Here is a 12,861-nt window from a genome sequence, read left to right on the forward strand (position 1 = left end):
GGGCGCGCACGGCCACGTCCGGCCAGCGGCGTTCTCAGCTGAACTTGCAGGCGTTTTCCTGCATGGTCGGGGCGATCGATTCGAGCGAGCCCTCCGGTCCTGGCACCGCCGCACCCAGTTGCAGGAAGTCCCACTGGTCCTTGGCGCGTCCCTTGGGTTTGGGGGAGAGCGTGTACATCTCTTGCAGCAGCTGGTGGTCCCAGGCGCGATAGACGCCCTTGCGCGCCTTGAGGGCATCGATGGGCGCACCCTTCTCGAAGTACTCGATCAGCTTCATGGTATCCAGCGACTTGGTTTCGCTGATGGCTTGCACGACCGAGCGGAAGGCCACGTACTCGCCCCAGGCCTGGTTCTCGGGCGGCTTGCCGTACTTCTTGGTGAAGGCGGCGACGAAGGCCTTGGCCGAGGGCGCATCGACATCGTGGTGCCAGGTGGTGGGCCAGGTGCCGGCGAAGTTGTCGGCGCCGGCACCCCAGGCCGCCACGGTGTCGAAGCCGAAGCCGGCAATGGGGAAGGGCAGGCCGAACTCGGCGTATTGCTTGATGAAGTTGGTGATCTGGTTGCCGGCCAGGTTGGAGATCACCAGGTCGGGCTTGGCCTGGCGGATCTTGAGCAGGTAGGGGCTGAAGTCGGTGGCGTCGGTGGGTACCAGTTCATCGTTGGGGATGGTGCCGCCATTGGCCGCCACGAAGACCTTGCCGGTGCGCAGCAGGTCGTGGCCGAAGGCGTAGTCGGCGGTCAGGGCATAGAGTTTCTTGCCCTTGATGAGGCCGTTCTGCAGTAGTTGTTGGCCACAGGCTTTCACATAGGTGGAGTTGGCCGCCTCGATATGGAACATGAATTTGTTGCAGCTCTTGCCGCGCAATTCGTCGGAGTTGCAGCCGGTGTTCATGAAAAGTTTCTTGTTGCGCTGGGCCACCTGGGCGATGCCCAGCGCCGAGGCCGAGGAAATCTCGCCCAGCAGCAGCACCGCGCCATCACGCTCCAGCAGGCGCTGGGCCTTGGAGGAGGCGGTGGGCGGGTTCACCGAGTCTTCCGACAGCAGCGTCAGTTGACGGCCCAGCAGGCCGCCGGCCTTGTTCTGTTCTTCCACGGCGAGGTTCATGCACATCACCGCGTATTCGCCCATGGGGCCGAGAAAGCCCGTGCGCGGGGTCAGGTGGCCGATGATGATCTTGTCGGACTGGGCCCGGACGATGGCCGGAAATCCCAGTACGGCGCTACTGGCTGCTGCTGCGCCGGCCTTGAGGACGGTGCGGCGGCGGGGTGAGGCGATCTTGCTGGACTGGCTCTGGTCTTGCTCCATGGTGCGATCCTCCTAAATGTCCGGCGGGGCCGGTGTCTCCTGGGAACTGCGTTGTGGTTGTTCGAGCAGGGCGGCGGGAGGGGGACCGCATAGGCCAGCATGATGCGCATGCCATCCCTTACCCGCCTGTCGTCACAGCAGGACCAGCGGCCTCGCGGCCGATCTCACGCATCCGGGGTGTGGCAGTGGGAGGCGTGCGCCGGGCAGGCGCACGATGGGCTGGGGTCTCCTGATGGCCGTCACCGCTGCGGCGCGATGCCATCGCTGTCATCGCGCCGCGCCGATCCGTTTCTTGTTCTGCTGATGTCAATTATTTGACATGTGATCAAATGTATTCGATAGAATCACTAGCGTCAACCGCTCTTTCCTGACCGTTGCCGGGTGCATTGCCGGGCCGTCGATATGGCCTCGGCGATGGCTACCGCGACGGCCTCCGTGATGGCCTCCGCTATAATCCGCAAAAAATTTTCACGTATCGCCATGGACCAGAACCTAATCGCCGACCTCTCCACCATGCGCAAGATCGAGCACGCTACGCTGTCCGAGCGTGTCTATCACGACCTGTGCGAACTGATCCAGGCCGGTCAGGTGCGGCCGGGCCAGAAGCTGACCCTGAAGGGCTTGTCCGACGCCCTCGGGACCAGTCCCATGCCGGTGCGCGAGGCGGTGCGCCAGCTGGCCGCCGAGGGCGCGCTGGAGATCCTGCCCAACCGCGCCATGCGGGTGCCGCTGATGACCAAGGGCAAGTTCCGCGAACTGCTCAAGATCCGGCTGGCGCTGGAGGGGCTGGCGGTGGAGCATGCCGCCGTGCATATCGATGCCGACGGCCTGGCGGAAGTGGCGCGCCTGCACGAGCAGTTGTGCGTGGAGATGAAACGCAAGAAACCCAACGTGGATGTGATCATCCGCCTCAACAAGGAATTGCACTTCGCCGCCTACCAGGGATCGGGCATGCCGACCCTGGTGGACCTGATCGCGGGCTTGTGGCTGCAGGTCGGGCCGGTGATCAACCTGGACCTGCGCGCCGGCTCGCGTCGCCTGGCCGAAGCGCCGGCCTTGATCCATCATGCGATCCTGCTGGAAGGCTTGCGCCAGGCCTCGCCTGAACAGGCGCGCGAAGGCTTGCGGGGAGATCTGCTCAGTGCCGCCGAGATGATCCTGGCGGGGGATGGCTTGCCTGACTGAAGGGCCGGCTCATGCCGGCGAGAGGGGAGAGGGCGTGGCGCCATACACCATACGGGGCCACGCCTTTTTTCTTGCGCGTTCGCCAGCTGGAGCGGCGCGATCAGACGCGGTCATCGAGGTCATAGGTCGCTCGCAGCAGGGCCTTGCGGCGCTCCAGATCCTGCTGGCGTGGTGCGCGCAGCCAGCGCGATTGACGTGACTGGCGCGGCTTGCGGGGCTTGTCGCGCATGCTCCAGCCGAAGGCCAGCAAGACGGTCGACAGCGGCAATATCGCCACGGCCGCGGCCAGCATGTCGAGATCGGCGCGCAGCAGGATATCGCGCAGCGCGCCCGAGAAGATGCAGGCCAGCAGCGTCACGCCGATGGCTGCACCGGTCATGGGTAGCGCATCCAGGGTCTTGTCCAGCAAGCTCAGCAGTTTGGTTTTCATGATCGGCTCCATGGGTCCAGGGAAATGCACAACGGGAACAATCCTGTCATCACGACCGCAGCGCGATCGCTTGTATCAGGTATCGGAGTGCGGCCCCACAACTTGCGGGGGGAGCCCGGTAAAGAAAGGTAAGAAAGCGTGAGACCGATATTTGCAAGGCTGACGATAGCCTGAAACCCGCGCGGGAAAAGGGTTTGCGCAGCACGATAGGAGGCCGGCGGGTTTTTGCGGGAGGCGGTGCGGGCTATTGGTACAATGCCTGCTTTCCCTTTCTTGCTGGCCTCATGGATATTCTTCTGTTCCTGGTGGATTTCATCGTCCACATCGATCGTCACCTGGCCGAGCTGGCCGCTTCCTACGGACCCTGGCTGTTCCTGATCCTGTTCCTGATCATCTTCTGCGAGACTGGCCTGGTGGTCACACCCATCCTGCCAGGCGATTCGCTGCTCTTCGTCACCGGCGCGCTGGCCGCGACCGGCGCCTACGATATCCATCTGATGGTGCTGACCCTGATTGTGGCCGCCATCCTCGGCGACAGTACCAATTACCAGATCGGCAAGATGCTGGGCATCAAGGTCTTCGACAAGCCCAATTCGCGCATCTTCAAGAAGGAGTATCTGGAGAAGACCCATGCCTTCTTCGAGAAGCACGGCGGCAAGGCCATCATCATTGCCCGCTTCGCCCCCATCGTGCGCACCTTTGCGCCCTTTGTGGCGGGAGTGGGGGCGATGAGCTATTCGCGCTTCTTCCTCTTCAACGTCATCGGCGGCATCGCCTGGGTGGCCAGTTTCTCGTATGCCGGTTACCTCTTCGGCAACTTCCCCATCGTCAAGCAGAACCTGAGCCTGCTGATCGTGGCCATCGTGATCCTCTCCATCCTGCCGGGGATCATCGAGTACCTGCGCCAGAAGCGACGTCCCGGCTGATACCGGCCCAGGGCAAAAAAAACCATCCTCGCGGATGGTTTTTTTTTGCCTGCCCGGTCTTGCTCAGTCCTGCTGCATGCCGTAGTACACCTCCGGCCTCAGCGGCGTGCGGCTCGATGCCGCCCGCACGTATTGCGGCGGCCAGGCCACGTCTTCGCGCAACTGGCTGGCGGCGTGCAGGGGCCAGTATGGATCGCGCAGCAGCTCGCGTGCCAGCAGCACCAGGTCGGCCTGGCCGGTGCGCAGCACGTGCTCGGCCTGGATGGCATCGGTGATCATGCCCACCGTCGCACTGGCGATGCCGGCCTCGGCCTTCACGCGCGCGGCAAAGCCGGTCTGGTAACCGGGGCCGACCGGGATCGCCGCCGAGGGCAGGTTGCCGCCGCTGGAAACATCCACCAGGTCCACGCCCAGCGCGCGCAGGCGCGCCGACAGGGCGACGGTTTCGTCGGGCGTCCAGCCACCCTCGGTCCAGTCGGTGGCCGACAGGCGCACGAACAGCGGCAATTCCTCCGGCCACACCGCACGCGTGGCACGGGTGACGTCCAGCAGGAAGCGGATGCGGTTTTCGAAGCTGCCGCCATACTGGTCGCTGCGCTGGTTGCTCAGCGGCGAGAGGAACTGGTGGCCCAGGTAGCCGTGCGCGCCGTGCAGTTCGATCACCTTGAAGCCGGCCGCGTGAGCACGCCGGGCTGCGTCGGCGAAGGCCTGCACCAGTGCCTGGATTTCGTCGACCGACAGCGCATGCGGCGCGGTATAGGTGCTGTCGAAGGGCAGGGCCGAGGGCGCGGCAGGTGTCCAGCCGCCATCGGCCAGCGGCACGCTGCCGGCCGGGCCATCCCAGGGCCGCAGGGCGCTGCCCTTGCGGCCGGCGTGGGCCAGTTGCACGCCGGGTACGGCACCCTGCTGTTCGATGAAGCGGTTGATCCGGCGCAGCGGGGCGATGTGTTCGTCCTTCCAGATGCCCAGGTCGGCGCTGGTGATGCGGCCTTCCGGCACGACCGCGCAGGCTTCCACGAGCACCAGCCCGGCGCCGCCCACGGCGCGGCTGCCCAGGTGGACCATGTGCCAGTCATTGGCGAAGCCATCCTCGGCCGAGTATTGGCACATCGGCGAGACGGCGATGCGGTTGGGCAGGGTGATGCTGCGCAACGTCAGGGGGGAAAACAACAGGCTGCTCATGCGAGGACTCCGGTCAGGTACGGGGATGGCGGAAAAAGGAAACGGCAGTCTACTCGGTCTGGAACTGCAGCGCTGCCAGGCTGGCATAGAGTCCGTCTTGTGCCACCAGTTCGGCGTGGGTGCCGGTCTCGACGATGCGGCCGTGCTCCAGCACGATGATGCGATCGGCGCGCTGCACGGTGGCCAGGCGGTGGGCGATGACCAGCGTGGTGCGGCCCACCATGGCGGCTTCCAGCGCACTTTGCACCAAGCGTTCGGATTCGGCATCGAGGGCGCTGGTGGCTTCGTCCAGCAACAGCAGCGGCGGGTTCTTCAACAGCGCGCGTGCAATCGCGATGCGCTGGCGCTGGCCACCGGACAGGCGCACACCACGCTCGCCCAGGAAACAGCGATAGCCATCGGGCAGGCGCTCGATGAATTCATGGGCCGCGGCCATGCGGGCGGCGGCGATCACTTCGTCGTCACTGGCACCGGGACGGCCGAAGCGGATGTTCTCCATGGCGTTGGCCGAGAAGATCACCGTATCCTGCGGCACGATGCCGATGGCGTTGCGCAGCGCCTGCAGGTTCAGGTAGCGGATATCGACGCCATCGAGGCGGATGCTGCCCTGTTGGGGATCATAGAAGCGCAGCAGCAGCTGGAACAATGTGGTCTTGCCGGCGCCCGAGGGGCCGACCACGGCCACCGTCTCGCCCGGCTTGACCTGCAGCGACAGTTGCGCCAGGGAGGGATGCGCGGGGCGCGAGGGATAGTGGAAGTCGATGCCGTTGATCTCCAGGGCGGCGCCGTTGGCGGTGCGCGGGGGCAGTGCTTCGGGCAGCAGCACCGATTGCACCGGCGAGCGCGCGGCCAGCAGGTCCAGCAGGCGCTCGGTGGCACCGGCGGCACGCTGGGTGTCGCCCATGACTTCCGAGAGTGCGCCCAGGGAACCGGCCACCAGCGAAGCATAGAGGATGAACTGGCCGAGGTCGCCGCCGCTCATGCTGCCTTGCATGACTGCATGCGCACCCAGCCACAGCACGAACACGATGGCGCCGAACACCAGCAGGATGGCTGCCACGGTGAGCAGCGAGCGCGCGCGGATGCGTTCCATGGCGGTGTCGAAGGCACGTTCGACCGACTGGCCGAAGCGCCGGGCCTCGATCTCTTCATGCGTGAAGGCTTGCACGGTCGGCATGGCATTGAGGATCTCGCCGGCCATGGCCGAGGCATCGGCCACGCGGTCTTGCGAAGCGCGCGAGAGCTTGCGCACGCGGCGGCCGTAGAACACGATGGGCAGCACCACCGCCGCCAGCATGACGATGATGATGGAGGTCAGGCGGGCACTGGTGATGAAGAGCATGCACAGCCCGCCCAGGAACAGCAGCGCATTGCGCAGCGCCATGGAAATGCTGGTGCCCACCAGGGTCTGGATCAGGGTGGTGTCGGTGGTCAGGCGCGAGAGCACTTCGCCGGTCTTGGTGGTCTCGAAGAACTCCGGGCTTTGCGTGACCACGTGCGCATAGACAGCGCTGCGCAGGTCGGCCGTGACGCGTTCGCCCAGCCAGGACACCATGTAGAAGCGCAGGGCGGTCGCCACCCCCAGCACACAGGCCACGCCGAACAGGGCCAGGAAGTAGAGGTTGATGTGGGTCGTGCTCCTGGCACCGGTGGCGCCAAAGCCGAGGTCGATCATCTGCTTGAAGGCATAGGGCACGGCCAGCGTGGCGCCGGCGGCCACCAGCAGGGCCAGGCCGGCCAGCAGGAATTGCTTCTTGTAGGGGGCGAGGAAAGGGACGAGGCCGCGCAGCGCCGCTAGCGCCGATTTGCGGGCGGCGGGTAGCTCGTGCGGGGCACTATCGTTGTGGTGACGGGTATCAGTCGATGAGCTGGGCGTGGAAGACATGGCGTTGGGCTGGGTTGTCATCGGGTGGCTGGTGCTGCCTCAGGGAAAATCTTGTTGCCGTGTTGAACCACCTGATGTGGTCCGAGTCGGAAGAGGCATCAGTATAGGCAGATGGCGCACAGGCTGCTTGTCATCCTGCAAGAGCGCCGCCGCACATGCCGCCGGCCAATGTTGCTCCCTGCCTATTGCTTGCGCCGGTGACCCTGCTACAGTGGCAACACCGCAGGGAGTCGACGTCAGCAAGCAGGAGCCGCATCCATCCACCGCAGCATCGGCAAGGAGATACGCTTGGTCCCACTCGCCCTTTCCCTTCCTTCCCGCTGGGAATCCCCCTCTGACGACGAGCTTGCCCGCAGCGAGCTCATCAGCGCCCTGACGGCGCCGCAGGCTTCCATTTCCCCCAAGTACTTTTACGACCCCCTGGGCAGCAAGCTCTTCGAGGCCATCTGTGGCCTGGACGAATACTATCCGACCCGCACCGAGGCCTGTATCTTCGCCGCCTATCGCGATGAGATGGCGGCGGCAGTCGGACCGGGGGCGGTGCTGATCGATCTGGGGGCGGGCAATTGTGCCAAGGCGGCTGGCCTGTTCGAGGTCTTGCAACCCCGCCAGTACGTGCCGGTGGATATCTCGGCCGAATTCCTGCAGCAGTCGGTGCAGGGCTTGCAGCGCCGTTTTCCGGGCATCCCCATGCAGCCGCTGGCGATGGATTTCTCGACGACCCTGGAACTGCCGGCCAGCGTGCCGCGCCAGCATCGCCTGTTCTTCTATCCTGGCTCCTCGCTGGGCAACTTCGACCGGCACCAGGCGCTGGCCTTCCTGCGCCGCCTGCGCGCCGCGCTGCCGCCGGCGGGTGAGCGCGGTGGCATCCTGCTGGGCCTGGACCTGGTCAAGTCCGATAGCGTGCTGGAGGCCGCCTACGACGATGCACTGGGGGTGACCGCGGCCTTCAACCTGAACGTGCTCAATCACGTCAATCGCCTGCTGCAGGCTGATTTCAATGCGCGCGACTGGCGTCATGTGGCCTTCTACGACGACACCGAACAACGTGTGGAGATGCACCTGGAAGCCCGGCGCGACCTGATCGTGCGCTGGGCCGGCGGGCGCCGCACCTTCCTGCAGGGCGAGCGCATCCATACCGAGAACAGCCACAAGTTCAGCGAGCAGGGCATCGGCGCCTTGCTGCAGGAGGCCGGCTTCGGCCAGTGCCGGATGTGGTTCGATGCACGCCGCTGGTTCGCCGTGTGCCATGCACAGGCATGTTGATGCAGCTGGTTTGTCCATGCGCAACATTTGACGTTCAGGAGGAAGCATGTCCCCACTCGTCGCCGCAACACCGCAAGCCAAGGATGACTCACCTGACACCGATGCCGCCACGGCGGCCACCATCGATGCCGTCATCGATGCCGCCGTCCAGCAACTGAACCACCGCAACCGGCAGAAACTGGGCGACCGCTACCGGCGCCTGCGACGGCAGTCGCTGGTCATTGCCGAGCCGCTGTCGGCCGAGGATTGCTGCGTGCAGGCCATGCCCGATGCCAGTCCGGTGAAGTGGCACCTGGCGCATACCACCTGGTTCTTCGAGACCTTCCTGCTGGAGCGATTCCAGAGTGGCTTCGCGCCTTTCCATCCGCATTTCCGGGTGCTGTTCAATTCCTATTACGAGGGCGTGGGTGCGAAGTTCCCGCGTGCGCAGCGCGGCATGCTCACGCGGCCTTCGCTGGAGCAGGTACTGGCCTATCGCGAGCATGTCGATGGGCGCATGCTCCTGCTCATCGATGCGCTCGATGCCGGCCAGCCCGGCAGCGGGCAGGGCCATTTGGCCGACTTCCTGGAGTTGCTGGAACTGGGCATGCAGCATGAACAGCAGCACCAGGAGCTGATGCTTACCGACATCAAGATCCTGCTCTCGCTCAATCCCTTGCAGCCGGCCTATCAGAACCTGGCTGAGGGCATGCTGCTGGATGACCCGGCCGAGCTGGCCTTGCAATGGCATCACATCGACGCCAGCGTGGTGGAGATCGGTCATGCCGGTCCGGGATTCTGCTTCGACAACGAGACGCCGCGTCACCGCCAATTCGTGGAGGCCTATCAATGCGCCTCGCGCCTGGTCAACAATGCCGAGTACCTGGCCTTCATCGAAGCGGGCGGCTATGAGGATGCTTCCCTGTGGCTGGCCGAAGGATGGGACTGGAAGAATCGCGAGGCCTTGTCGCATCCGCTGTACTGGCGTGCCGACCTCGACGGAGGCTGGCACGAATTCACCGAATACGGCCTGCAGCCCCTGCAGGCGCATCGTGCCGCCGTCCACCTGTCGTACTACGAAGCCGATGCCTATGCCCGCTGGGCTGGCGCGCGCCTGTTGACCGAAGCCGAGTGGGAGCACGCCGCCGGTCGCCTGCAGGGCAGTGGCCGCGAATTCTTCGGCGTGGCCTGGCAGTGGACCAGCAGCAGCTACGCCCCTTATCCCGGCTTCGTCGCCGCTTCAGGCGCGGTGGGCGAGTACAACGGCAAGTTCATGGTGAACCAGTACGTGTTGCGGGGCTCGTCCTCGGCCACGCCGTTGAACCATGCGCGGCTGAGCTATCGCAATTTCTTCCCGGCCACGGCGCGCTGGCAGGTCAGCGGCATCCGCCTGGCGCGCCAGGCGGAAGTCTCATCGGAGTGAGGTGGCCGTGTCAGAAGGTCTCCCAGTCCTCGGACTTGTCGCCTTGCGACGGGTGGCTCTGGGAGGGCAAGGCGCGTGGCGTTGTCGCCGGCTTGGGCAGGGCCCTGGTGGCCGGCGCAACTGAGGTTGCCGGCGCCGTGGCGCGAGGGATGGCCGGGGCTGCCGGCATGGCGCGCGCCGTCGAACGCGGCGGGCTATCGTCCAGACGGAATACGTCGACCAGTTCCAGCAGCCGCTGGGCCTGATCCTGCAGGGCCTGTGCGGCAGCAGCGGCTTCCTCGACCAGCGCGGCATTCTGCTGGGTGGTGTTGTCCATCTGGATGATGGCCTGATTGACCTGCTCGATGCCGTCGCTCTGTTCACGCGTGGCCGCCGAGATCTCGCCGACGATATGGCTGACCTGGCCGATGCTGTCGACCACCTGGTCCATGGTCGTGCCGGCCTGCGCCACCAGCTCGGTGCCGGAGCTGACCTGGCTGACCGAATCATTGATGAGTGCCTTGATTTCCTTGGCGGCGGTGGCCGAGCGCTGCGCCAGGCCGCGCACTTCCGAGGCGACCACGGCAAAGCCGCGTCCCTGTTCGCCGGCGCGCGCGGCTTCCACCGCTGCGTTCAGTGCCAGGATGTTGGTCTGGAAAGCGATGCCGTCGATGACGGAGATGATGTCGACGATCTTGCGGGACGACTCGTTGATCGCGCCCATGGTCTGCACCACCTGCTTGACGGCAGCACCCCCCTGGTTGGCGATCTGGCTGGCATTGCCGGCCAGTTCGCTGGACTTGCGGGTGTGGTCGGCGTTCTGCTTGACGCTGGAGGTCAGCTGTTCCAGCGAGGAGGCGGTTTCTTCCAGGGCGCTGGCCTGCTCTTCGGTGCGCGAGGACAGGTCCAGGTTGCCGGTGGCGATCTGGGTCGAGGCGGTGACCATGGAGTCGGTACCACGCCGCACTTCCATGACGATGGCCTTGAGCTTCTGGTTCATGGCCGCCAGTGCCTGCAGCAGGCGGCCGGTTTCGTCGGTGGAGGTGGCGGTGATGTCGGCCGTGAGGTCACCGGCGGCGACTGTCTCGGCGACCTGCACGGCGCGGTTCAGCGGATGGGTGATGCTGCGCGAGATGGCCCAGGCAATCGCGGCGGCAAAGATGGCCGAGAGCAGGCCGGCCACGAACATGATCAGGCGGGTGTTTTCATAGGCGGTGGTGGCTTCGGCAACGGACTGGTCCATCAGCTTCTGCTGGAAGTTGGCCAGTTCATCGAGTTGCGAAAAATAGGTTTTCTGTAGCGCAACCATCTGGCCAAGCATGAGCCTGGAGGCCGCTTCCTTGTCACCCCTGGTATAGGTCTCGTCGATCTGCTTGCGCAGGGCGGCATAACCCTTGCGGGTTTCAGTCACCTTGTCCAGCAGCGCCCGGGCAGCGGGATTGACGATGAGCCTGGACAGTTCGTCGAAGAGCTTGCTGTTCTCTTCAGAGAGCGTCTCGATGGTCTTCTGCTCCTGGGCGATCTGTGCCGGATCGGTCATCAGCAATTCGTTGCGCAAGGCGATGGCGACGTCATCGACCTTGCCCGAGATGGTGTTGATGATGGCGATCTTCTTGTAGCGGTCATTGACCACCAGGTCGAGCGAGGTATTGATGTCGGCGAGCCGTGTCAGGCCGAGGGCGACGGTGCCGGCGAGTACCACGATCAGGATGGCGAAGGCGAGTGCCAGCCGTGTGGCGATGTTGAGATTGCTGAAGCGCATTATTTTCCCCCCGAAAAATCTGTATGCGAGTGAGTGCAGTAGTGGCGCACTAGGAAAACAATGATAAGCGAGTTACATACTATCAGTGCTGACAGGTTACGTAAAAAAGCGGGGGTTGACAGCAGGGCTGAGATAGATCATCCCCGATGTTTTTTCCGGCAGGAAAAAGCCCCCGGACCTTGCGATGCGGGGGCGCTTGTGCAGGGGGCGGGAGACTCGCCTATGCCAGACGTGGCTTGAGCAGCATGGCGCCATAGCGTGTGACGAAGAGCAGGAAGGCAGCCATCCAGAACAAGGCAGACAAGCTCAGCAGCAGCGGCATGGCCGTCATCAATGTGGCCGCGATGCGACACAGCGCGGCGGCGCTGATGGCCAGATAGATCAGGCTGGTACGCCGATCCGCCCGCAGGGAACGGCCGGTATGGCCCAGCGAGACACGCGTCATCACGGCCAACACCATGGTGCCCATGGCACCGGCGGTGAGCGCATGGATGGCGCCTACCTGCAGCATGGCCATCCCCAGCACGCTCAAGCCCAGCAAGGCCGCGCCTGCGACCAGCCACAGATAGCCCAGATGCAGCACCGACAGCAGCGGCTCGGCCAGCGTGGCATTGCCGCGCCAGCGCAGTACCCGGCCCAGGTTCAGTGCCGCAGCCACCAGCAGCAGCACGCCGATGATGTGGACCTGCGGGAAGATGGCCCAGGCCAGCAGGGCGCTGTGCAGGCTGGCGGTGGCGCTGATGTCGAGCCAGCGGCTGGAGCCGGGTTGCAGCTTGCTGCGCTGGGACAGCAGCCAGTTGCGCGTAAAGGCCGGGATGATGCGTGCACCGATCACCGACATCAGGATGCTGACAGCCGCCAGCGCCAGGCGCCAGTCCAGGCCTTGCGGGATGGCGACGCCGTGCAGCTTCAGGTGCATGGCCAGGTTGGCCACGGCCAGCAGCGCCACCGGCACCGGCATGGGCAGGTTGCGGCGGTTGCCGGCGGCGATGATGTCACGCCAGGCCAGCGCGCACAGCGCGACCGGGAAGGCCAGGTCGGCGGCCATGGCCAGCCACCAGGGCAGCAGCGCCGAGACGGCACAGGCCAGGCGACCCGCCAGCCAGAGGCCGGCCAGTATCGCCAGCAGCGCGCCGCGCACGGGAGGGCGGCCGGTCCAGTTGGGGATGGCGGTGAGCAGGAAACCGGCGATGGCAGCCAGGATCCAGCCGAACAGCATTTCGTGGATATGCCAGGAGAGTGGATCGAAGCGGCTGGGCAGGGTGACATGGCCGCCCAGCATGCCCATCCACAAGAGGATGGCTAGCGCGGCCCAGAGGCTGCCCAGCAGGAAGAAGGGCCGGAAGGCCAGGCTCAGGATGGCCGGCAAGCGCGCGGCGGTGGATGGGTTGTGGATCTGCATGCGATGCCCCTGCGTTGGCGGCTGGCCAGGCGGCCAGTCCGATCGGGACATTCTAGGACGATGCTGCGCCGGCCTCTTTGCGCTGAAGCAAGGGATGGCGAGGGTCGCCATAAAGCAACAACGCCGACCTGTAGGT

The 12,861-nt window shown here is 65.1% G+C and carries 10 protein-coding genes; 4 read left to right on the forward strand and 6 right to left on the reverse strand.

What is annotated here, in order from left to right; all coding sequences use genetic code 11:
* Positions 1-34 precede the first annotated feature (34 nt).
* Positions 35-1,306, reverse strand: coding sequence for an ABC transporter substrate-binding protein (locus tag ACIPHN_RS20395; RefSeq protein WP_400439345.1), 1,272 nt, complete (start codon positions 1,304-1,306; stop codon positions 35-37).
* Between the two features lie 480 nt (positions 1,307-1,786).
* Here ACIPHN_RS20395 and ACIPHN_RS20400 point away from each other — a divergent pair, with 480 nt between their 5' ends.
* Entirely contained in the window at positions 1,787-2,491 is a 705-nt protein-coding gene (locus ACIPHN_RS20400) for a GntR family transcriptional regulator (RefSeq protein ID WP_400439348.1), read from the forward strand.
* Between the two features lie 100 nt (positions 2,492-2,591).
* On the opposite strand, the gene ACIPHN_RS20405 is transcribed toward ACIPHN_RS20400, so the two are convergent.
* On the reverse strand, positions 2,592-2,921 hold the full coding sequence (locus tag ACIPHN_RS20405; protein ID WP_400439351.1) for a hypothetical protein: 330 nt from the start codon (positions 2,919-2,921) through the stop codon (positions 2,592-2,594).
* A 284-nt stretch (positions 2,922-3,205) separates the two neighbouring features.
* Here ACIPHN_RS20405 and ACIPHN_RS20410 point away from each other — a divergent pair, with 284 nt between their 5' ends.
* Positions 3,206-3,847 (forward strand): DedA family protein, encoded by a 642-nt coding sequence (locus ACIPHN_RS20410; protein ID WP_400439353.1) that lies wholly within the window; start codon positions 3,206-3,208, stop codon positions 3,845-3,847.
* A gap of 63 nt (positions 3,848-3,910) precedes the next feature.
* Here ACIPHN_RS20410 and ACIPHN_RS20415 read toward each other — a convergent pair whose 3' ends face one another.
* Together ACIPHN_RS20415 and ACIPHN_RS20420 are read right to left on the reverse strand one after the other, a co-directional pair.
* Entirely contained in the window at positions 3,911-5,029 is a 1,119-nt protein-coding gene (locus ACIPHN_RS20415) for an NADH:flavin oxidoreductase/NADH oxidase (RefSeq protein WP_400439356.1), read from the reverse strand.
* Between the two features lie 49 nt (positions 5,030-5,078).
* Positions 5,079-6,935 (reverse strand): ABC transporter transmembrane domain-containing protein, encoded by a 1,857-nt coding sequence (locus tag ACIPHN_RS20420; RefSeq protein ID WP_400439359.1) that lies wholly within the window; start codon positions 6,933-6,935, stop codon positions 5,079-5,081.
* A gap of 267 nt (positions 6,936-7,202) precedes the next feature.
* On the opposite strand from ACIPHN_RS20420, the gene egtD reads away from it, so the two are divergent.
* Positions 7,203-8,180, forward strand: a complete 978-nt coding sequence (gene egtD / locus ACIPHN_RS20425; RefSeq protein WP_400439362.1) for an L-histidine N(alpha)-methyltransferase — start codon at positions 7,203-7,205, stop codon at positions 8,178-8,180.
* Between the two features lie 46 nt (positions 8,181-8,226).
* On the forward strand, positions 8,227-9,582 hold the full coding sequence (egtB, locus tag ACIPHN_RS20430) for an ergothioneine biosynthesis protein EgtB (protein WP_400439365.1): 1,356 nt from the start codon (positions 8,227-8,229) through the stop codon (positions 9,580-9,582).
* A gap of 10 nt (positions 9,583-9,592) precedes the next feature.
* On the opposite strand, the gene ACIPHN_RS20435 is transcribed toward egtB, so the two are convergent.
* Together ACIPHN_RS20435 and ACIPHN_RS20440 are read right to left on the reverse strand one after the other, a co-directional pair.
* The gene (locus ACIPHN_RS20435; RefSeq protein WP_400439368.1) at positions 9,593-11,323 is read right to left on the reverse strand and encodes a methyl-accepting chemotaxis protein; all 1,731 of its coding nucleotides are present in this window, start codon (positions 11,321-11,323) and stop codon (positions 9,593-9,595) included.
* A gap of 220 nt (positions 11,324-11,543) precedes the next feature.
* Positions 11,544-12,725 (reverse strand): NnrS family protein, encoded by a 1,182-nt coding sequence (locus tag ACIPHN_RS20440; RefSeq protein ID WP_400439371.1) that lies wholly within the window; start codon positions 12,723-12,725, stop codon positions 11,544-11,546.
* Between the last annotated feature and the right edge of the window lie 136 nt (positions 12,726-12,861).

It is taken from the genome of Herbaspirillum sp. NPDC087042 (assembly GCF_044745245.1).
Taxonomy (GTDB): Bacteria; Pseudomonadota; Gammaproteobacteria; order Burkholderiales; family Burkholderiaceae_D; genus Herbaspirillum.